At 43.0% G+C, this 20,639-nt stretch carries 19 protein-coding genes and 1 other RNA gene; 9 read left to right on the forward strand and 11 right to left on the reverse strand.

From position 1 onward, the window contains the following. The 4 genes from RT143_RS10710 to RT143_RS10725 form a co-directional block, all read left to right on the forward strand. On the forward strand, positions 1–537 hold a 537-nt coding region (locus RT143_RS10710; RefSeq protein WP_313092995.1), incomplete at its 5' end, for a lysophospholipid acyltransferase family protein. An 18-nt stretch (positions 538–555) separates the two neighbouring features. After that, entirely contained in the window at positions 556–1,338 is a 783-nt protein-coding gene (locus tag RT143_RS10715) for a glycosyltransferase (protein WP_409519715.1), read from the forward strand. Between the two features lie 108 nt (positions 1,339–1,446). Beyond that, positions 1,447–2,256, forward strand: a complete 810-nt coding sequence (locus tag RT143_RS10720) for a hypothetical protein (protein WP_313092996.1) — start codon at positions 1,447–1,449, stop codon at positions 2,254–2,256. Next, a complete protein-coding gene (locus RT143_RS10725) occupies positions 2,247–3,101 on the forward strand; it encodes a hypothetical protein (protein ID WP_313092998.1) in 855 nt (284 codons plus the stop codon). The genes RT143_RS10720 and RT143_RS10725 overlap by 10 nt, the downstream gene beginning before the upstream one ends. On the opposite strand, the gene RT143_RS10730 is transcribed toward RT143_RS10725, so the two are convergent. The 7 genes from RT143_RS10730 to glnE form a co-directional block, all read right to left on the reverse strand. Next, on the reverse strand, positions 3,079–4,176 hold the full coding sequence (locus RT143_RS10730; RefSeq protein ID WP_313093000.1) for a glycosyltransferase: 1,098 nt from the start codon (positions 4,174–4,176) through the stop codon (positions 3,079–3,081). The two genes, RT143_RS10725 and RT143_RS10730, sit on opposite strands and share 23 nt — an antisense overlap. 16 nt (positions 4,177–4,192) lie before the next feature. Continuing rightward, entirely contained in the window at positions 4,193–4,948 is a 756-nt protein-coding gene (locus RT143_RS10735) for a glycosyltransferase family 25 protein (protein WP_313093002.1), read from the reverse strand. 18 nt (positions 4,949–4,966) lie between these two features. Continuing rightward, entirely contained in the window at positions 4,967–6,064 is a 1,098-nt protein-coding gene (locus tag RT143_RS10740) for a glycosyltransferase (protein ID WP_313093004.1), read from the reverse strand. Positions 6,065–6,079: 15 nt separating this feature from the next. Beyond that, entirely contained in the window at positions 6,080–6,949 is an 870-nt protein-coding gene (locus RT143_RS10745) for a glycosyltransferase (RefSeq protein WP_313093006.1), read from the reverse strand. Between the two features lie 10 nt (positions 6,950–6,959). Then, positions 6,960–7,787: a glycosyl transferase gene (locus RT143_RS10750; protein WP_313093007.1), complete on the reverse strand. Its 828-nt coding sequence runs from the start codon at positions 7,785–7,787 to the stop codon at positions 6,960–6,962. 112 nt (positions 7,788–7,899) lie between these two features. Then, positions 7,900–8,844: a branched-chain amino acid transaminase gene (locus RT143_RS10755; protein ID WP_313093009.1), complete on the reverse strand. Its 945-nt coding sequence runs from the start codon at positions 8,842–8,844 to the stop codon at positions 7,900–7,902. A gap of 85 nt (positions 8,845–8,929) precedes the next feature. Further along, positions 8,930–11,752, reverse strand: a complete 2,823-nt coding sequence (gene glnE, locus RT143_RS10760; protein ID WP_313093011.1) for a bifunctional [glutamate--ammonia ligase]-adenylyl-L-tyrosine phosphorylase/[glutamate--ammonia-ligase] adenylyltransferase — start codon at positions 11,750–11,752, stop codon at positions 8,930–8,932. Positions 11,753–12,333: 581 nt separating this feature from the next. Here glnE and phbB point away from each other — a divergent pair. Continuing rightward, the gene (gene phbB / locus RT143_RS10765; RefSeq protein ID WP_313093012.1) at positions 12,334–13,107 is read left to right on the forward strand and encodes an acetoacetyl-CoA reductase; all 774 of its coding nucleotides are present in this window, start codon (positions 12,334–12,336) and stop codon (positions 13,105–13,107) included. A gap of 136 nt (positions 13,108–13,243) precedes the next feature. On the opposite strand, the gene rpiA is transcribed toward phbB, so the two are convergent. Then, positions 13,244–13,933: a ribose-5-phosphate isomerase RpiA gene (rpiA, locus tag RT143_RS10770; RefSeq protein ID WP_313093014.1), complete on the reverse strand. Its 690-nt coding sequence runs from the start codon at positions 13,931–13,933 to the stop codon at positions 13,244–13,246. 224 nt (positions 13,934–14,157) lie between these two features. Between rpiA and ilvA the strand changes: the two genes are divergently transcribed. The 3 genes from ilvA to RT143_RS10785 all read left to right on the forward strand — a co-directional run bounded on the left by ilvA (position 14,158) and on the right by RT143_RS10785 (position 18,165). Next, positions 14,158–15,708 (forward strand): threonine ammonia-lyase, biosynthetic, encoded by a 1,551-nt coding sequence (gene ilvA, locus RT143_RS10775; RefSeq protein WP_313093016.1) that lies wholly within the window; start codon positions 14,158–14,160, stop codon positions 15,706–15,708. A gap of 212 nt (positions 15,709–15,920) precedes the next feature. Then, positions 15,921–17,264: an ABC1 kinase family protein gene (locus RT143_RS10780; protein WP_313093018.1), complete on the forward strand. Its 1,344-nt coding sequence runs from the start codon at positions 15,921–15,923 to the stop codon at positions 17,262–17,264. 151 nt (positions 17,265–17,415) lie between these two features. Further along, the gene (locus RT143_RS10785) at positions 17,416–18,165 is read left to right on the forward strand and encodes a YebC/PmpR family DNA-binding transcriptional regulator (RefSeq protein ID WP_313093019.1); all 750 of its coding nucleotides are present in this window, start codon (positions 17,416–17,418) and stop codon (positions 18,163–18,165) included. Positions 18,166–18,213: 48 nt separating this feature from the next. On the opposite strand, the gene RT143_RS10790 is transcribed toward RT143_RS10785, so the two are convergent. Continuing rightward, positions 18,214–19,002 carry a hypothetical protein gene (locus RT143_RS10790; RefSeq protein WP_313093020.1) on the reverse strand — a complete coding sequence of 263 codons (789 nt, stop codon included), beginning with the start codon at positions 19,000–19,002 and terminating at the stop codon, positions 18,214–18,216. A gap of 236 nt (positions 19,003–19,238) precedes the next feature. Here RT143_RS10790 and ssrA point away from each other — a divergent pair. Further along, positions 19,239–19,599, forward strand: a transfer-messenger RNA (tmRNA) gene (ssrA, locus tag RT143_RS10795). A gap of 65 nt (positions 19,600–19,664) precedes the next feature. On the opposite strand, the gene RT143_RS10800 is transcribed toward ssrA, so the two are convergent. Next, positions 19,665–20,159 carry a glycoside hydrolase family 108 protein gene (locus tag RT143_RS10800; protein WP_313077783.1) on the reverse strand — a complete coding sequence of 165 codons (495 nt, stop codon included), beginning with the start codon at positions 20,157–20,159 and terminating at the stop codon, positions 19,665–19,667. A 26-nt stretch (positions 20,160–20,185) separates the two neighbouring features. Next, positions 20,186–20,515 carry a hypothetical protein gene (locus RT143_RS10805; protein ID WP_313093022.1) on the reverse strand — a complete coding sequence of 110 codons (330 nt, stop codon included), beginning with the start codon at positions 20,513–20,515 and terminating at the stop codon, positions 20,186–20,188. Positions 20,516–20,639 lie beyond the last annotated feature (124 nt).

A 20,639-nucleotide genomic window follows, 5' to 3' on the forward strand; every position in this document is an offset into this window, starting at 1 on the left:
AAAGGTGAACAAGCCAATCAGTTTGTGCTGCAAGGGCGTCAGCGCCTAAACGCAACTTTGGTACCAACCGATGCCACTGGGGTCAAAGCGATTTTTAAAACCTTAAAAGCAGGCGGTTTTAGTATCATATTACCTGACCATGTCCCCGACCCATCTGGCGGTGAAGTAGTACCGTTTTTTGGTATTCCGACATTGACTAGTACCCTTGCTAGCAAATTAGCCAGTAAAACAAAGTGTAGCTTGGTGGGTTTGACCTGTGTACGCCGTGACGATGGTCAAGGCTTTGATATTTATTGTGATGAGTTAACTGACCCCGCCTTGTATGATAAAAACATGGTGACAGCGACAACCGCGATGAACCACGCCATCGAGCGGATGATTGACCGCTTCCCCAGTCAATATATGTGGGGCTATAAGCGCTTTAAACGTGTGCCAGGATTTCCAGTTATTTATAATACCAAGCCATCCATCGCAGTAGCGGTTCGCCAGCGTTATCCAAAACTTAGCAATCATGATATTATCAATTCACTTACTTAATATGATAATCATTTACTTATGACTTTACCAAATTATACTTCAGCGCCTGCTTTGCCCGATGAAAACCGTTACATTATTTGTATGAAATGGGGCACCAAATACGGTGCTGAGTATGTTAATCGCCTGTACAATATGGTTGACAGATATTTAACACTGCCCTTTCAAATGGTATGTTTGACCGATGATAGCACAGGGATAGATGCTAACGTCAAATGCTACCCAATTCCTGAGCTCAATTTACCCAGTAATATTCCTGAACGTGGCTGGAAAAAACTGACCACTTTTAGCCCTGAATTATATGATTTAAAAGGCACGGCGTTATTTTTGGACATTGATATTGTGATTGTCGATAATATTGATTGCTTTTTTACTTATCAAGCGCAGCACGATGACAGTGTGGTGATAATCCGTGATTGGAAAAAACCGTGGCGCATGGTGGGTAATTCATCGGTGTATCGCTTTAAAGTCGGACAACATACTTATCCGAATTTGTTATCAAATTTTGAGCAAAATTTTGACACGATTCGTAGCCAAGTACGCCATGAGCAAGCTTACCTATCCAATTATTTGCGTGAGCATCATCACCTTGAATATTGGGATGCGTCTTGGTGCGTGAGCTTTAAATACCAATGTGTGCAGCCATTTCCCTTAAGTTTTGTCAAACCGCCGATTTTGCCTAAAGGGGCAAAAATGGTGATTTTTCATGGGGAAGTAAATCCACCCGATGCCATCATGGGCAAAAGCGGTAAGTGGTATCGTAAGGTATTACCCACTGACTGGATTAGGGATTATTGGCGATAACTCAACCTTTGATAGTTAAGCCTTAGATAGTTAATGGATAATTGAGCATCGGATAATTAAACTTAAAAGAAATTTCACATAAGCTTGCGGTCTTAGGAATAATAAAAAATGGCAAACTGGTATCGTAAGTTTATTTTATTATTTAAAAGTGAAAAACGCCTTGGGGCGAATCAAATTATTGACTACTATGCCGGGCAAAATATTGAGGCGATGAAAAGTCGTATGATTGATAGTGATACTTGTTCTATCATTGATACCATTATTCAAGCTCACCCCCATTTATTAGATGATACCCAAGTGGATGAGCCGATAAACCCGCTTAAGGACTATGAGCCACGGCGTATTCGCAATTTATACACGCATTTAACCACGTTGCAACACGAGTTTATAGGACAATCTGAACTTAGTTTTTACCATGCGATCCTGATTGTATTATTACGCCGTCGGTTTCAACCTGAAAAAACTTTTCAAACCTTTACCCACCTTTGGCAAACGCAGACTGACTATCTGATGGATAATTTAAGTTTACGATGGATTGCCTCTGCCTGTGATACCTTTATTGATTTTGATCCAAAACCCACTAGAAAGGCAATACTACTCAATATTATTACTTTGATTAATACGGTAAAAGTCTACGAAACCCAGCAGTATCTCTGTCGTTCATCTGCCAGCCTAGATGAGGAAAAATCCGCTATTTTGTACGCCCATCATAAACCGCTGTATGCTGGTTTGACCTATTTTAGGCTAGGTAAGGACGATACACTAAAACATATGCGTGAGCGGTATCAGCGTTTTTATGCTGAAGACCCTTTTTCTACCACACTCTTACTCAAGGTGTTTGCTAGATTGCATGACCAACCTAGCGCATTCACCACATTAAAACAACTACATAAGGATGAAAAATCAGCATGGTGGTAGCCAATCATTCTTTGATATTTACCCGATCTACTCAGACAATCGCCCTACGTATTGTCAATCCTGCATTTGTGCTACCAAAAGTCTCTGATACGACGGTACATATTTTGGCGTCAGGACCGAGCATCCAAACCAATGCCATCGAGGCGCTTGGTTGTGAGTCAGTTATATTTGTAAATGGCAGTATTAGCCTGACCGAAAACTATAAATTTGACAAGGTTGTGGCGTATGTCATCACCGACCCACGCTTTATTAAGCATAACTGTAGTATTCCGCTGCAGTATTATCAGGGGGGTTATCCGCTGTATATCAGTGCTTTAGTGGCAGAACAACTATGGCAAGATGCGCCCGATTTTTTAGTGCAATATGCCGACTATATCTATATCATCTATCCAGTCGATAGACCGATTGATGATAGTTTGATTGCCCTTCAGCAAACTAGCCTTTTAGGCAAAATAGCAGTCACACTCAATAAACGTACCCGACTAAAACACCTAAAACATAGCCCTTATCATAGCATCAATAAAAAAATTGGGGTATCTTGGGATATTCGTTACGGCTTTGTTGAAGGAGGAACGGTAGCGTTGGTGGCGTTACAGCTTGCTTATTCTCTAGGATTTCAAATGATACATCTGTATGGCATTGATTTAATCAACAGCCAGCAGCCACGGTTTTATGAAAACCAAGACAATGCTGCCCCGACCAAACTTGATAAGGCTATCACCCACCGTATCGTACCGTCGTTTGATTGGGTAGCCCACAACTATCAACAAAAAGGCGTGCAAATTTATAACCACTCGCCCATCTCTAAGGATTTGTTTAGATTTATTCCGTATCGTGCAGATTAGAGGTCACGAATCGCTCAATGTACTGATTAGCGATATTTTTGGGTAAAAATCGCTCATCAAACGGCACGGCAAACGCCGATGGATTTGCCATTGCTTGTTCTAATAATTGAGCTAAGGCGTCAATATCATCGACAGGGACAAGATTTTGCCTTGGTAACAACTCACTGGGGCCATACGGACAGTCGGTGCTTATTACAGGCGTATCCACGGCTAATGCTTCGGCAATCACTCGCCCAAAGCCTTCAAATCGAGAACTTAACACTAAGCATTTAGCGTGTTTGATATACGGATAGGGGTTGGATTTAAAGCCAGTAAATACCACCTTGTCGCTAATCCCTAAATCAACCGCAAGCTGTTTGGTTTCTGCCATCAGTTTGCCTTGACCCACCAAATACAGCGGATAGCGTTGCGAGGTTTTGGCATAGGCTTTTAGCAGAATATCATGGGCTTTTTGGTATTTAAAGCTGCCCACATGCACAATAAACTCCGCAGTCTCTAGCGGGTATGCCTCTGCCATCGCCTCAATAAGCTTGTTATCAATCGGGTTATAAATCGTGGCAATATTCGTCAGCCCTAAGGTCGCCTTAAAATCCGCCGCCACTCCTTCACTAATCGCCACACAAGGCTGCGCATGATAGGTCGTCTTTAGCTGCGCTATATCCATAGGCCTATTGCGAGCTTGGGCTAATTTAAGCTCTTGAGAAAGGGTATTACGAATCACATGAATAACATTGGGTAATTGGCTATAGCTTAATACCTTGTCCGCCCGTTCCAAATTTGCAATCGTCAAACATGGCTGACCAATATGCGTTAAAATATAGTTATCTAAATGTTTGGCAAATTGTTGGTGACGCACCCTATCACTGGGGATTAATTTAAACCACTTAAAGTTGACAATATGAAAATCAATATGAGGGCTAAGCTCATATTCTGTGGTGGCTTTAAATCGGATGACATGGACTTTATAGCCCAGTTGATAAAAGCCTTCCGCGAGCGTCAATACTGACTTTTCTGCCCCACCCCCCTGCAAGCAATTAATAACCAACACAATGATATTTGAGGGGTTGCAGCTCACAAGTGGCTCCTTAGGTTTATTCAAAGGTAAGATTGGTCATATATAGCGGGCGTGTCGCACGCAGGACTTCACGTTTGATTTTTTGTAGCCCTGTTAAGGGGCGTTTAATTTCTCGGCTTCTAGTTGCCTGCAGGCTGCTTGCCAAAGCAACTTGCGGTAATAGATGATGCTCCTGAATCACAATCGCCGGTACAAGCTGATATACAGGCAGGGCTTTGGGGTATTTTCCCACATCAAATAGCATCACATCGACTGCCTCAAGCTGGGGTAAGTTTCTGATATATTGTAATAAATACTGACAAGCGCGATGGGATAGCAGATAACCTGCCCCGCCTAAATGGCGAGACTTTAATTCATAAATCGTCCGTCTACCCTGAGGCAAGACTATCGGATGAGTCAAATGCACCCTTGGGCTTACCTTTTCTAATTTTAAAATATTGATAGCTTGGCTTTGAAAAACATCAGTTTGACGGATAAACTGCTCGAACTGCTGACCCAAAAAAATATCATCCTCATAAATCCCGATATAATCAAGATTTTCATCCACACAGCGTTGCCACAGGCTAGCATGACTTAAGAAACAGGCAATTTCAGTATCACTAGATACCGACTTTGTGATATCAATCGCCAGTCGCTGAGCGACTTGGGTATTTTTATCCGGGGTGACCGCCGAAAAAAAAGTAAAAGGTATGTGCTGCTTATCAAACTCTTGTTGGATATGGCTTTGCCGCTTGCTATGATGAGCGAGACTAATCACATAATTTTTTAGCATCACTTTTCTCGCTTGGACTTATTCACAATCAACCCCCATAAATGCCAAATACTGAAGTGCAACATTTCGCGGCAAAAAAGCTTCGTTAAATGGCACGTTAAACTGGCTAGGATGGCTTATTAATTGGTTGATTTTTTCAGTTAAAGCAGGGATATCTGCCACTGTCACCAAATTCTGCGGCGGCAAAATCTCACTAGGTCCTGACGGACAATCGGTGCTAATCGCAGGCACGCCCAATGCCAATGACTCCGCCAATACCAATGCAAAGCCCTCAAAATGCGAAGATAACACAAACCCTGTGGCGTGCTTTAGCAATGGGTAAGGATTCTTTTGAAACCCAGTTAAAATCACTTTATCTTGCAAGTTTAACGCGATAATGTTTTGTTCAATTTGCGCTTGCAGACTACCCTTACCCACCAATACCAAGGGCAATGTCTGTGCCGAATTGGCATAAGCTTGCAATAAAATTTCATGCCCTTTTTGCGCTTTAAAACTGCCCACATGAATAAGATAGTCCTGTCGGGTGATGGCGGGTAAATCTGGGCTAGCTGCCTCAGCTAATACACGGATGTTATCACGGTCGATGGGGTTATAAATCGTGGTGGTTTTGGTCGGTTCGCCAAATTGATGGGCAAAATCTTGCTCTACCCCGCCGCTCACACAAATAGCAGGGTATTTGGTATAAATTCGTTGAAAGTAAGAAAGCTGCTTGGGCGGCAAGGTAGCAAGTTTTAATTTTTCACTCAGTTGATTATGGATGACATACGCCACCTTTTTTTGCCTTGAATAATAAAATACCTCATGTTCACGGTACAAGTTCACGAATACTGCCACAGGCTGACCAATATGTTTACTGATATAGCCATCAACCGCGCGAGCAAAAAAGAAATGCCGAATTTTACCTTTCGGGAACCGTCGATAATTGCGAAAAGGAATAAGATGATAGATTAAATTTTCGCTTAATGTATGTTCGACAATCGGATCAAATCGGACAATATGCACCTCAAAACCCATCTGGTAAAAGGCTTCCCCCAAGGTCAAAACAAATTTTTCTGCCCCACCGCCTTGCAGTGAATTAATCACTAATACGATTTTTTGTGACTGAACCAATGCCATTTAATACTCTATTGACTATTTAAACCAACGACTAAATAAAGAAGGTTTTTTCGCAGGGCGAGTGACCGCATTACCCTTGTAACCTTTTTTATAAGTTCTTTTTGGAAACTCGCCAAACGGCGTAGTGCGATAGTTTTCAATACTATAGCCCGCTTGTATCGCCTCTTGATAATAGGTATCGAAAAGCTCAACCAAATCTTGACGAGGGTGCGGCAAAATCTGCCCATCAAACCAATGCTTTTTGCCCTCGGCTTGTAAGCGCGGTAAGGAATATTTATGGCTAAACTGCGTCCCCATGTCCGAATAATGCAAAATCCGAATATCCTCAATCGCTAAATCTTCGCCATCCACACAATTAAAGCTGTCTTGGTAGAGCTGTATGAGTTGCGGATTGGCTTTAAATTTTGCCATCATTTTACTATGGCTCTCAGGATCGGCTTGTAACTGGGCGACAGGCTCAAGATAATCCTTGGCTTTTTGGCAATCCCATACGCAGGTGCACAGTCGCATCAAATCGCCATCGCCTTTAGCCGCAAGAATCGCATCATCGGATATCGGGTGCTGCCACAATTTAGCGATATCGTCCAACACTACCATATCGGCATCCATATAAATCGCCCGCCCGCTAAAGCCACAATATTCGGGGATTGCCCAACGAAAGCCCGAAAACGGGGTCGCCCATTTTTCGGTATGCCAGCCCTCGCCTGTTTGCGGATTGGAATACCATACACTGCTTGGGTCACGGCTTAAATGCATCCAGATAATCTCGACAGACTCGCTGGTATGTTTGTGCAAGCTATAATCTAGCACCATCATCTGCTCAAGGTCGTTGTTATTAGGATCACAACCGATAAAGATTTTGATAGGTTGGTCTAAGTTCGCCATAGTTTATCCTCTATTCTCGCCAATGCGTTGCCACCCAATCAGTCGGCAAAATAAAATGGCGTAAATGCGAAATCGGTTTTTTGATTTTTTCAGCGGTGAATAATTGCGCCAAATGGTCTTTGGCATTATCGGCAGAATTTTTGTTGTATTGCCCTGCAATCGCATTTTGCGGATACAAATCCCCAGGAAAAATAATAATGCGTGCATCATGAGGCAGTTTTGGCGGGATAAAATAATTTAACGGAAATGGCTGGCGGCATTTGCGGCGAAAATGCACCACCCACTCTTTTGGAAAAAGCTTAACCCCACCTGGGGCATTGCGAGTGACAAAGCGCTGCTCAAAGCGATATTTATCCGCCACGCCTTGTGGATCGGCACGGAATTTTTCTAGCAAACTAACCAAACTACCGACTTTAAAGCGAAAACACGAGGTTTGACCTAGCTTCTCTAAGGGATTACTTGGGTTATAAGATAAAACCGTCTGATCGTCATCGCCAAAACTAAAAAAGTCGTCAAGGCTACCTACTACGACCACATCAAGATCTAAAAACAATACCGTTCCTTTGACATTGCCAAGCTGTGCATTCCAAAGCCGTGACTTTGGCCATTTACCAAGGGTATTGGTAGGCATCACAATATCACTGGGCGGCAAATCCTGACATTCTACTTCAGGACGAATGCCATCGGTATTGTCGGTAAAGCAAACAAAGCGAAACGGCGGGGTGATATTACGGCTTACCATTCCATAGAGTTTATTAACGTAATCTGCGCCATATTTGGTGCCCCATTTGATACAAATAATTTGTTTAAGCGGGGTGGTTGCACTCGATGTTGTCATGTCACTTCCAAAGTACCGATAATTTTTCAAAAAATAAGGATAGTCATTTTAACATAACTATCCTTTTATGTTCACTTATCTACTTATTTTCACTTATCTACAATTTTACCGATTATTCATCCACGTAGCTGAGCCAATGCGCGTATTTATCATTTTTGCCTTGCACCACGTCAAAAAATAAACTTTGCAGTTTTTCGGTGATTTCACCACGCGCGCCGCAGCCTATGACGTGGTCATCATATTCACGAATTGGGGTAATCTCGGCGGCAGTACCTGTCATAAAAATTTCGTCTGCGATATAAAACTCATCACGGGTGATTCTACGCTCATGCACTTTGATGCCCAAATCCTGTGCAAACTGTATCACCGTGCGACGGGTAATGCCGTCCAATGCACCCCCTGACAAATCTGGAGTATGCAGTTCACCGTCTTTGACCAAAAATAAGTTTTCCCCTGAGCCTTGACAAACATAGCCTTGGGTATCCATCAATACCGCTTCATCATAGCCATGACGGGTGACTTCTTGGTTTGACATGATAGATACTGGGTAATTGCTGACGGCTTTGGCTTTACACATGGTGACGTTTGGATGGTGATGGGTAAAACTTGAGGTTTTTACACGGATACCTTTTGCCATGCCTTCTTCACCCAGATAAGCGCCCCAAACCCAAGCGGCAACGATGGTGTGAATGCTATTATCTTTGGCAGCGATACCCAATTTTTCAGAACCGACCCAAATCAATGGGCGAAGGTATGCCGATTCAAGATTATTTTCACGTACCACGGCTTTTTGTGCTTGTAACACTTCTTCATACGAATAGGGTACAGCAAGCTGGAAAATTTTAGCTGAATTTAACAGGCGCTGGGTATGGTTTTCTAGACGAAAAATCGCCGTGCGTCCATCATGGGTTTTGTAGGCTCGAACCCCCTCAAATACGCCCATACCATAGTGCAATGTGTGGGTTAATACGTGGATTTTGGCATCACGCCAGTCTACCATGTTGCCGTCCATCCAGATAAAACCATCACGGTCTGCCATGCTGGGAATTGTTGCCATTGATTACTCCTAGTTTTTTGTTTGAAATAAAAAGTGCTTTGTTTGAAATAAAAGTTTTTGTTTTAAATAAAAAGTGATGTTACATCTATTCTGGACGCTGCCCGATTAAACGATGCCATTGCGCATCAACAAAATTACGCAGCTCATGCCACTGGGCTTCATCCACCAGTATCGGCTGCTCTGCCAAAGCCAAGCGATGCGTCATACTACGGATGCGAAGATAAGCGTGCGTTAGCTGTTGGCATATTTCGGTTTCGATAATACCTGTTTTGGCAAGCGCTTCAAAGATACGCACATTATCACTCCAAACTGCCAACGCAGGATAACTATTGGCATACGCCAAGACAGCAAACTGGGCAATAAACTCAATATCAACTAATCCGCCTGCATCTTGTTTCAGATGAAACAACCCTTGCTGCTTGGTATGCGGTTTGCTGCCCAAATGGTCTTGCATCTTATGCCGCATGGTGGATACTTCGATACGGACACTATCTTTATCACGCGGCAGACACAATACTTCCTTACGAATCTGGTCAAATCGCGTCATCACCCGGTTATCCCCGCAAATGGCACGAGCGCGAACCAACGCTTGGTGTTCCCACGCCCAAGCTTTGTGCATTTGGTAAAGTTCAAACGCATGGGTAGACACCACCATCATACCTGCTTGACCCGAAGGACGCAGGCGCATATCAATCTCATAGACACGGCCATCGCGCGTTTGGGTGGTCAAATAATTCATCAGTTTTTGGGCTAGGCGTGCGGCAAACTTCATACCGCTGATGGGTTTTTCACCGAGCGTCATCGCTTCTTCATCAATATCATGAATAAACACAAGATCAAGATCTGAGCTATAACTCATCTCAAGCCCGCCAAGCTTACCATAACCGATAATCGCAAAGCCATTATGCGCCTCACTCACAGGCTCGCCTTGGGCATTAACAGGATAGCCATGTTTTTTTACCAATTCACCAAATACCCGTTGCAACGCTTTTTCAAGCACCACTTCAGCGATAAAGGTGAGTGAATCAGAGACTTTCATCAACGGTCTATCCGCCAACACATCACTCGCCGCCACTGCCAAGACTTGGGTTTTTTTGAAAAAACGAAAGGCGTTGAGTAGCCCTTCTTCATCATTAGGTTCTACCCGCAACAACTGCTGACGCAAGATGTCACTAAGTTCTGCCTTATCAGGTAAATGACGGTATTTTTCACGGATAAATGAATCTAGCAAAACAGGATAACTTACCAATTCGCTCGCAATCCAAGGGCTTGCTGCCAGCATAGGAATCAGTTTGGCGGCTGTCGTTGGGTTTTCGACAAACATGACCAAATAAATTGACCGACGACTTACCGCCTCTAGCAATGTCAACATTCTAGGTAACGCCACGTTGATTGCATCTTCGCTTAAATCAGAATGTAACAACCCATTGATGAGAATCGGATAGGCGGCATTTAAGCGAGTCTTGGCTTCTTCACTAAGCCCTGTGATGAGCTTACTTTGCCAAAACTGGCGTAATTTATCTTTGTTGTCAGCGCTTAATTTTTGCTCAAGCTCAGATAGATTGTGCTGATGATCCACTTGCAGCTGTTCATCAGACTGTTGGCGATCACTGACCAGCTCATCAAAAGGTATTTTTACCGTTTGGCGGTATTCATTGAGTTTGGCTAACAATGCCGCCCAATCGGCAAACCCCAATACTTGGGCAAGCTGATGTCGCTGCATGGCGTCTTGTGGTAGTCGCTGGGTTTGTTCATCATTGATGGCTTGGATACCATGCTCTAATCTGCGTAAAAAACGATAGGCTTGTGCCAATTGCTCATGAGTCACAGCATCAATAAAGCCATGTTTTTCTAATTGGCTCATCGCTTGTAGGCAGTTTTTTACTTTGATATCACTGACACGCCCGCCATAAATCAACTGAAATGACTGCACGATAAACTCAATATCACGGATACCACCCGCCCCAAGCTTGACATTGTCGGTATCTTGACGTTGTTCGACTTGGTTTTGAATCAGCGATTTCATCTCACGTAGTGCGGCAAAGGCACTATAATCTACATAATAACGAAATACAAACGGCTTGATAAGGGCTTCTAAGCTATCGCTAAAGGCGACAGGGTTGACGATTCTGGCTTTTAGCCAAGCAAATCGCTCCCACGCCCGTCCATGTTGGGCAAAATATTTTTCCAATGCCGATAAATGAATTGCCAAATCACTGCCATCGCCCCAAGGACGAAGGCGCATATCAATGCGAAATACAAAACCATCTTGGGTGTTTTTATCAAGCAGATTGATGACTCCTTGACCCCATTTGGTAAAAAATTTCTTGTTGTCGATGGATTTAGCAGCTTTTAACCCTGGTTGTTTTAACGGGTCAACCACCGTCTCACCCTGCCCCTGATGGACAAAGATCAAATCGATATCGCTGGATAAGTTGAGCTCTTCTGCCCCCATTTTACCCATGGCGATGATGGCTAAATCATCTTTATGTGGTTTATTTTTTTCATCAAAAAAATACGGCTCGCCATAGCGACTAATTAAATCTTGATACACATAGTCTTTGGCAAAGATGAGACAATAATCGGCAAATTTTGATAGCTCCCATGTCAGCTGCTCTAGGCTAATTAGATTTAATGCATCTTGCCAAATCCAGCGCACCATCAACAAATTGCGTAGATGACGCAGCCCCCGCATCACGCTTGCTTCATCCGCCAATTGGTAATCTTCATCCAGCGTATAATCGCGTATTAAATCTTTGATATGTTGGACATCGAGCGTTTGGGTAAGCGGATAGCTTTTTAAAAAGCTTTGTGCAACGTTTGTTTTAGTCTGCCAATACTGATAGCCAAAATTACTAGCTTGCTGTAATACAGCGATTTGTTCTATCGTCGGTAAGAGTTGCGGCATTCTAATTTCCGTGTGGCAAATAAATAAACAGACTAAATAAACAGACCCACCTCATCGTGGTATATAAAAGAACTAAGCATTCACGCTTGCGCATCGATACAATCAATCTTGTCCAATGAAGTTTATACAATTAAGCCAAGTTTGTACAATTAAGCAAGAAATTTAGCAATTAGGCTTGATTAAGTGCAGTTGATACAGGGTATTTTGCTCAACCTTACATTGCTTAAACTTATCCTTATAGCCTAGCACAAACCGCTATTGTTGCAAATTTTTTTAGCACATAAACCTATAAATACTCGTTTGTGCGTAGCAAAATGTTTGTAATAAAAATAAAAACGTAAAAAATATTGGTAGTTATCAAATCTTCATATATGATGAAAAAAACAAGGAATTAAAAGTCAATAAATTTATGTGAATATTCGGTTTATATTTTTTTTTGACCCTGATATCAATCGCGTGTGACTGATTTTTTAGGCGTATGTTTAATTGTAAAAAAACCAACATATTTATCTTATAAGCTATCCTAATCATTGAATTTTTTATTACAACCAACAATCACAACAAACAAGGAGCGTACTGTGATGACAACGGACAACCCAACTGCAAATAAAAAAATTGCCCTCGTAACAGGTGCGCTAGGTGGTATTGGCACTGCTATTTGTCATGCGCTAATCCAAGCTGGCTATCACATCATTGCAACCTACACCCACAAAGCGGATAGCACGGTCAACCGCGGCGAAGCTTGGTTAAAAGAAGAAGGCATGAATGGCAGCGATTTCACCTTTGTTGAAACCAATCTTACCGACCATGAAGCCGCCACCAAAGCCATTCTTGATGCAATTGAAAAAGCAGGTCACATTGATGTGTTAGTAAATAACGCAGGTATCACCCGTGATACGACTTTCAAAAAAATGACTTATGAGCAATGGTCAGAGGTGATTGATACCAACTTAAAATCACTATTCACGGTCACCCAACCCGTTTTTAACAAAATGCTTGAGCAAAAATCTGGGCGTATTGTGAGTATCAGCTCAATTAATGGCTTAAAAGGTCAGTTTGGGCAAACCAACTACTCAGCCACCAAGGCGGGTATCATCGGCTTTAGTAAAGCATTGGCACAAGAAGGCGCTAAATCTGGGGTGACCGTTAACGTGGTTGCACCGGGTTATACGGGTACTAAAATGGTGATGGCGGTGCCTGAAAAAGTGATGGAAAGCATCAGAGCAGGCATTCCAATGGGTCGTATCGCCCGACCTGAAGAGATTGCTGCTGCCGTGATGTATTTGGTCAGCGATGGCGCCGCTTATATCACAGGTGAGACCATCAACGTAAACGGCGGTCAATACATGCACTAATGAGCTTGCCATTAGCGATTACAAACTAAATCGGTTATGAACTAAATCGGTTATAAACTAAAAAAGACCAGTCATCGTGACTTGGTCTTTTTTGTTGTATGACGACATTACTAACAACCGTTAACTTAATGCTAACTTACTTGGCTATCAATTTTTTCACGCCCGCTGCCGTTGCCATCAGCAAGATATCAGCGTGCTGTGCAGTAAATAACCCATTACACACCACCCCAACGATATTGTTTAACTTTGCTTCAAACGCTGCTACCTTCTCAATGTCCAAGCCGATATCTAAGCCATAAACATCCAAAATTAAATTGCCATAATCGGTGACAAACCCTTCACGGTAGACCGGCTCACCGCCAAGCTGCACTAACTCACGCGCTACATATGAGCGCGCTTGCGGCAACACTTCAATCGGTAGTGGAAAGCCAACGCCTAATTGCTGCACCCATTTACTTTCATCAACCATGCAAATAAACTGCTTAGAAGCAGCGGCAACAATTTTTTCACGGGTTAAAGCGCCACCACCGCCTTTGACTAGCTGTAAGTGCTCGTTCACTTCATCGGCACCATCAATATATAAGTCTAACTCACCCGTGAAGTTTAAATCCATCACCTCAATACCGAGCGCTTTGAGCTTATCTTCGGTGACCTTTGAGCTTGCCACAGCGCCCTTTAGGTTAACTTTTGGCAATAATTCAATGAGGCAGTTGACGGTACTGCCCGTCCCTACGCCCAAAATCATGCCTGATTCGATATATTTTAACGCGTCTGCTGCCACGGCTTGTTTTTGTTGTTGTTGCGTGCTTGCATTCATCGTACTCATAGACCCAGCCTTGTTAGGAATTTATCAAAAAAATAGATAGAAAACTTAATGCTATCAATTACCCAACTTATTTTACCGTAAAAGCACTTGCAAGCTAAACCCTAAAGTCCTAATCTAATCACTTATTTTTTACTTCTCTAACGATTTGCTGTGTTTTGGTTATGAAAGCACACAGAGGGTAAAAATAAATCTTCAAATGTATTTTTCAAACTTAGGTCATTATTATGTTATCAGATTGGGTACGCCTTATCCTTCAAGCGACCGTGTATGATGCTGCTATTCAAACGCCGCTTGAACCCGCCAAAAAACTCAGTGAACGGTTTAACAACGATATTCGTTTTAAACGTGAAGATTTTCAGCCAGTGTTTTCTTTTAAGCTGCGGGGTGCCTACAATCGAATTAGCCAGTTAAGCGAAGCAGACAAAGCCAAAGGCGTGATTTGTGCCTCTGCCGGCAACCACGCGCAAGGTGTCGCCTTCTCGGCTAGCCGCTTGGGACTCAATAACATTATCGTGATGCCGACCACCACCCCCGATATCAAAGTCAGTGCCGTCAAGTCCTTGGGCGGTAATGTGGTGCTATATGGCGATAGTTTTGATGAATCTAACCGCTATGCCATTGAACGCGCCCAAACCGATGGCTTGACCTTTATCCCGCCGTATGACGATAGACTGGTCATCGCAGGTCAAGGTACCATTGCCATGGAGTTAGTGCAACAATGGCGTAAAATGGAATATGTGTTTGTTGCCGTTGGTGGCGGTGGCTTAATTTCAGGTGTGGCGGCGTTTTTGGGGGAAGTTGCACCGCATGTCAAAGTCGTGGCGGTCGAGCCAGAAGAAGCAGCCTGTCTCAAAATTGCCTTAGCCACCAATGAACGCAAGCGCTTACCCCAAGTGGGGTTGTTTGTCGATGGGGTGGCAGTGGCGCAGCTAGGTGAAATACCGTTTGACGTCTGCCGTATGCCAAAAAGCGATAACTCAGGTCCCGTGGTCGAGCCTGATGTGGTCACTTGTAGCAATGATGAAGTGTGTGCGGCGATTAAAGACGTGTATGATGAAACCCGCACCATCGTCGAGCCTGCAGGCGCGCTTGCTGTCGCGGGTATGAAAAAATACATCGAAGATCATAACCTACAGGGCAAAAACTGCGTAGCGATTTTATGTGGTGCCAACATGAATTTTGACCGGTTACGCTATATCGCTGAACGTACCGAAATTGGTGAGAAAAAAGAAGCGATTTTTGGGGTGACCATTCCTGAGCGCACCGGCGCCTTCTTGGATTTTTGCCGCTCACTCAAAGGCCGCAACATCACCGAATTTAACTACCGCATCAACACTAACCCCAACTACGCCCATCACGCTGCCAATATTTTTGTCGGTATCGCCCTCAAAGAAGGGGAAAAAGAGCGCAAAGCAATCCACCAGTTACTCAATGAAGCCGATGATGCCGCGATTGATTTGACCGATGATGAAGTCGCCAAGACCCATATTCGCTATTTAATCGGTGGGCACGCGGGATTAAAAGATGAGCAATTATTTCGCATCGAATTTCCCGAGCGTCCTGGCGCGCTGCTCAACTTCCTTGAAAAATTGGGCTCACAGTTTAACATTTCTTTATTCCACTATCGCAATCATGGGGCGGCTGAAGGGCGTATCTTAGCAGGCATTCAAATGGGTGAGCAAACCGCCGAGCAATTACTTGCCAAGCTGCAAGACATTGGCTATGAGTGCGAAAACCTCACCGATAACTTAGGTTATCGCTTATTTTTACAATAATTTTTAACGGTTTGGATAAAAAAGGTGTCATTGTGGCGCCTTTTTTTGTGCCAAGTTTTTTATGCCAAGCTATGCACAAAATTCGCTAAATTTCAGCACGGTACATAGCAAAAATAGCCATTTTCTGCTAATCTCAATACTTAAAACTTGATAATTTACCTGATAGTTTCACTGATAAATTAATTAAAAAATTCTGCTATAAGACAACTACTATGTCATCAAAAAAACGTTTTTTAAAACTTGCCGGTATGACTGCCAGTATCGCAGGGAAAGCAGCCAAAAATTCTATTAAGTCTTTTGCAGGCTCTGAAGAAGATAAACTCACAGCCCGTAGCGAAATGCTGCAAACCGTAGGGCTGCAAATCGCCGACACCTTAGGCGAAATGAAAGGCGCGGTGATGAAAGTCGGTCAAATTGCCTCGCAGTATAAAGATGTGTTCCCGCCTGAAGTCTCAAAAGCGCTGGAGAAATTACAAAAAGACGCACCGCCCATGCCGTTTGCCGTCATCAAACAGCAGGTTGAAAAAGAATTGGGGCAACCGATTGAGGCGTTGTTTGCCCAGTTTGAGCAATCACCGTTTGCGGCAGCCTCTATCGGTCAAGTCCATAAGGCCGTGTTGCCAACCGGTGAACCGGTCGTAGTCAAAGTGCAATACCCCGGCGTTGATACCAGCATCGATAGTGACTTAAAACACGTTCGCTTGGCGCTTAAGATAACTGGCGTGCTCAATATGGATAAAACCTTGCAAGATAAAATCTTTGCAGAAATCCGTGACAGCCTGTATGACGAGCTTGACTACACCAAAGAAGCCTATAATTTGGCAATTTTTGGCAGTTTTCACAGTGAGGATGATGGGCTAATTATTCCCAAAGTTTTTCATAGCCATTCGACCAAACGTATTTTAACCCTATCACAAGAACTGGGTGAAAAGCTCGAAGTGGCTGCCACTTGGGACAATGACATCAAGCAAAAAATCGCCACTCGCTTATTTGATTTTAGTGCCGGTCAATTGTTCAAACTGTACCGTCTGCATTGTGACCCCCATCCAGGTAACTTTGCGTTTCGCCCTGATGGCTCAGTCATTGCCTATGACTTTGGTGGTATCAAATCTTACAGTCATGACGAAGTTGCGTTATTCAAACGCTTTGCCATCCATTGCTTAAGCGGTGATGTGACAGCGCTTGAGCAAGATTTGGTCAGCATTGGCATCAAAAAAGACAATGATGAACCACTGCCCACGGACTTTTATGACGATTGGTTGCAGATTGGTTTGACCCCGTATGGTTTTACCCAGTTGTTTGATTTATCCAAACATGCGCCTTATGACTTTGCCACCAGCCAAACCCATTTTCAAGCGATTGCCAAAGCAAAAGAGTCGCTTAAATACTGGCAAAGCTTTCAACCTGCCCCACTTACCATGATGCTTGATCGAACCATTTCTGGACAGTACTGGAACTTGGTCAATTTAAAGGTAAAAATTGATTTAAGTGAGTTGATACACCGCTATATTGATTTGCCGACATTGCCACGACCTGACGACTCGCCTCGCCCTTAGGTTTGATTTTAACTTTCAATAACATTTCCTGCGATGACATAGGTGCAACCCCCTATCAAAAATCGGGGTTGCTCGTTTATAATAGCGCACGCAAAATTTTGAAAATCAGATTGTTACGTTAAGATAGTTACGTTAGATAAAGGATAAACTCATGGCTGGACATTCCAAGTGGGCAAACATCAAACACCGTAAAGCCAAACAAGATGCGGCAAAAGGTAAAATCTTTACCAAAATCATTCGCGAGCTGGTCTCTGCTGCCAAACAAGGCGACCCAGACCCAGCAAGTAACCCGCGTTTGCGTGCGGCAGTGGAAAAAGCCAACTCAGTTAATATGACCAAAGATACTGTAAAACGGGCGATTGAACGTGGTGCAGGCGGCAGTGACAATGACAACATGCAAGAAATCACCTATGAAGGCTATGGCTTGGGCGGTGTTGCGGTGATTGTCGAGACCATGACGGATAACCTCAACCGTACCGTTGGCGAAGTGCGTCATGCTTTTAGCAAAAATGGTGGCAATTTGGGTACATCAGGCTCAGTGGCTTATATGTTTAGCAAACGCGGTGAAATTACCTTTGATGATGTGTCGCTAGAAGACACCATCATGGAAGTCGCACTTGAAGCCGGTGCAACCGATATTGAAAATAACGATGATAGTATCACCGTGGTCACTGAGCCAGAGAACTTCGGTGAGGTGATGGATGCCTTAGAAAAAGCCGGTTTAAAGTCCGACAACGCAGAAGTGACCATGTCCCCTTCAACCATGGCGGATGTCGCTGATGTTGAAGATGCTAAAAAAATTATGAAAATGATTGATATGCTAGAAGATTTGGACGATGTACAAGAAGTCTATACCAACGTCAACTTTACTGATGATGTCATGGAACAACTCGATGATTAAATGAAATTTTTTAGCATAAAAAAAGGCTAAAGGTAGATTTAGCCTTTTTTATTTAGCAATTTGTAGCAGTGTCGTGGTGGGATATAAGGTTAAAAACACTCGATCAAACTCACTACCGTGATGCAATACTTCACTCGTGTCAAAAGTTAATACGCCCTTTTCTTGCTGTTCATTGGTATGAATCAATAACCACACTTCATCCAACGCTCTTTTTTTGTGGTACGCTTGGACTTTATGGGCTTTTTTGCTCATCACCGCATCAATATCACTTTGATTGATGTAAGAATCAATCGGTAAATCTTCATTTTCATCTGCCATATCGGTAAAAAATGCACTGGGTAACCAACGCATGGTTTTGGCAATACCGTTTTGTAATTTACTACTGAGCGTAGGATGTGGCAAATCACTCGATGGCTCGATAAATTGCTGCGATATATTTGAAATATTACGATTATCAATCTTTTGCCAATTTACCCAATTAGCCTTGATACCTACTATCTCGCCTTTACTATTAAACCGCGTTGGTGTAAATTTGGTTGACACCTGTAGTAGCGACTGCCAGTACCAACGTTTTAACATTAAATTATCGTTACCGAGTCCATCGCGTAGTCTTGGCAAGGTGGTCAATTCGATGCCAATTGCATATTCACCTTTGTCACAATAAAAAATACAGGTAAAATCAGGCTCGTTACCATCATCCGTACCTGAGATGGTCTTGGCAGGATGTAAATGCAGCATGGCTAAAAAATGTGCCAAATACACCCATTCACGCTGGCGTTTGAGCTGATTTTGTGACATCCGCACGATGCTTGGCGAATTTTTTTTGTTACCTGCCATTCATTAATTACCTGTAGCTTATTCAATTTACCCAGTCTATTGTTCTTTGACTAAAAATATATCAAAAAAATTTTACTTACTTCAATACTTTAGCTTATCAGCTCAATACGTCAAATGCATGACAATAATTCGGATGATATTAAATTGCTATGTGTGTTTTTAGTAATTTACCTAACTATTATGACATTTAGCCTTGTATTTTAAGCCACTAACCTTATATAATTCACAATTCATTTGGGGATGTTCTGGCTTCGACGCTGGTAATGAAACTCAATGATGCATGTCGAGTGAGTATGTCCACTCGTAAATAAAATATACATTTTAAACTAGTCGCAAACGACGAAACTTACGCTCTAGCAGCCTAAGGGCTGCTTGGGACGGCACAGATTGCCATTGGTCTGGTTGCTCTCCTTGAAGCGAATGCACGATGGATAGCTTAAATTGTTGTCTCGCCAATTTGAGCAAAACTTAAGAGGCTCGTGGTTGGCATCCTGACTGTCGGTTCGCCAACCATTAAAGCCATAGACAGAATCTAAACATGTAGAGTCATGGGCGTAGTGCTGGCGGACGCGGGTTCAACTCCCGCCATCTCCACCATATAAATACTTAAAGGTCAATAGCTTAGGTTATTGACCTTTTTGTTTGACAGGATTTTGACAGGTTTAGTTATCGATTGCACCGTAATTCAAATTACCTGCGATTCGTCGTACCCAACCTTTGCCAAACGTGCCAAAAGTAGATAAAGACGTATAAAAATTAAGACGCTGGGCGTTAAATTTAAGCACAAAATCACTGGGATTAATCGCTTGTAAAGCTGACAGTGTTACATTGCCAACGATGCCGTCATCTGCAACGCCCAATGCACGTTGCATCATACGCACAGCATTACCAATGCCGTGATTAACAGAGGCATCAAAAAGTTGAAATGCTACTGCATCATGCAACTTATCCCCTTGTACTCGATCCCAAAAACCTGTTTTGTAAATGGGTTTTGCTTGCTCACGTGTCATTGCTCGCATATCGCCGTTGTAACCGTAAGCGCGGGCTGTATTGCGAGTGACGCCCCAGTTAGTTTCACCGCCTGGGTCGCTTGGATGATTAACATAACCACCTTCATGTCCAATGACGCGGTCAAATGCTTTGTTAAAATCGCTCATACTTTATCCTTATAAAATAAAAACGCCTAGTTGGCGGTTGGTTGGTTATTGATATCTCTCAAAGTTTTTATAATCTTATCTTTGCGAACATTATTATCGCGATTGACTTTAAGTTGATAAATTAGCCATGCCCAGCCAATTATCATCCAAAGGCGTTGCATATCGATCGGACTGTCAAAAGTCGATGTTTGATAAAACGTCACTGCAGCAGACAGCCATGCAATTGTCGTGATAATAATCGGCGTAACATTGGCAGCATTTGTGTAGACATCAGGCTTTAAAATAAAAAACCATTTGATTAATGCGAATAGACCAAAGATTCCAGCAATTGCACACAAAATCACGCTAATATTCATCATGGTTTACCCCCTTTATCATCGGGTAGCTCAAACTGCACTGGACTCACACTGTTTACAACTTTTAAGCTGTTTTTTGGACTAGACAGCAAGACAAGCACAAACTGCAAAATCGCACTTGATA

The sequence above is a fragment of the Moraxella sp. CTOTU48268 genome (assembly GCF_032069585.1).
GTDB classification, from domain to species: Bacteria; Pseudomonadota; Gammaproteobacteria; order Pseudomonadales; family Moraxellaceae; genus Faucicola; species Faucicola cinerea.

Excerpts from the sequence above, each read along its gene's own strand:
- RT143_RS10715 (WP_409519715.1), top strand. The coding sequence starts at position 556 with ATGACTTTACCAAATTATACTTCAGCGCCTGCTTTGCCCGATGAAAAC.
- RT143_RS10720 (WP_313092996.1), top strand. The coding sequence starts at position 1,447 with ATGGCAAACTGGTATCGTAAGTTTATTTTATTATTTAAAAGTGAAAAA.
- RT143_RS10725 (WP_313092998.1), top strand. The coding sequence starts at position 2,247 with ATGGTGGTAGCCAATCATTCTTTGATATTTACCCGATCTACTCAGACA.
- RT143_RS10735 (WP_313093002.1), bottom strand. The coding sequence starts at position 4,948 with ATGCTAAAAAATTATGTGATTAGTCTCGCTCATCATAGCAAGCGGCAA.
- RT143_RS10740 (WP_313093004.1), bottom strand. The coding sequence starts at position 6,064 with ATGGCATTGGTTCAGTCACAAAAAATCGTATTAGTGATTAATTCACTG.
- RT143_RS10745 (WP_313093006.1), bottom strand. The coding sequence starts at position 6,949 with ATGGCGAACTTAGACCAACCTATCAAAATCTTTATCGGTTGTGATCCT.
- RT143_RS10750 (WP_313093007.1), bottom strand. The coding sequence starts at position 7,787 with ATGACAACATCGAGTGCAACCACCCCGCTTAAACAAATTATTTGTATC.
- RT143_RS10755 (WP_313093009.1), bottom strand. The coding sequence starts at position 8,844 with ATGGCAACAATTCCCAGCATGGCAGACCGTGATGGTTTTATCTGGATG.
- glnE (WP_313093011.1), bottom strand. The coding sequence starts at position 11,752 with ATGCCGCAACTCTTACCGACGATAGAACAAATCGCTGTATTACAGCAA.
- phbB (WP_313093012.1), top strand. The coding sequence starts at position 12,334 with ATGACAACGGACAACCCAACTGCAAATAAAAAAATTGCCCTCGTAACA.
- rpiA (WP_313093014.1), bottom strand. The coding sequence starts at position 13,933 with ATGAGTACGATGAATGCAAGCACGCAACAACAACAAAAACAAGCCGTG.
- ilvA (WP_313093016.1), top strand. The coding sequence starts at position 14,158 with ATGTTATCAGATTGGGTACGCCTTATCCTTCAAGCGACCGTGTATGAT.
- RT143_RS10780 (WP_313093018.1), top strand. The coding sequence starts at position 15,921 with ATGTCATCAAAAAAACGTTTTTTAAAACTTGCCGGTATGACTGCCAGT.
- RT143_RS10785 (WP_313093019.1), top strand. The coding sequence starts at position 17,416 with ATGGCTGGACATTCCAAGTGGGCAAACATCAAACACCGTAAAGCCAAA.
- RT143_RS10790 (WP_313093020.1), bottom strand. The coding sequence starts at position 19,002 with ATGGCAGGTAACAAAAAAAATTCGCCAAGCATCGTGCGGATGTCACAA.
- RT143_RS10800 (WP_313077783.1), bottom strand. The coding sequence starts at position 20,159 with ATGAGCGATTTTAACAAAGCATTTGACCGCGTCATTGGACATGAAGGT.
- RT143_RS10805 (WP_313093022.1), bottom strand. The coding sequence starts at position 20,515 with ATGAATATTAGCGTGATTTTGTGTGCAATTGCTGGAATCTTTGGTCTA.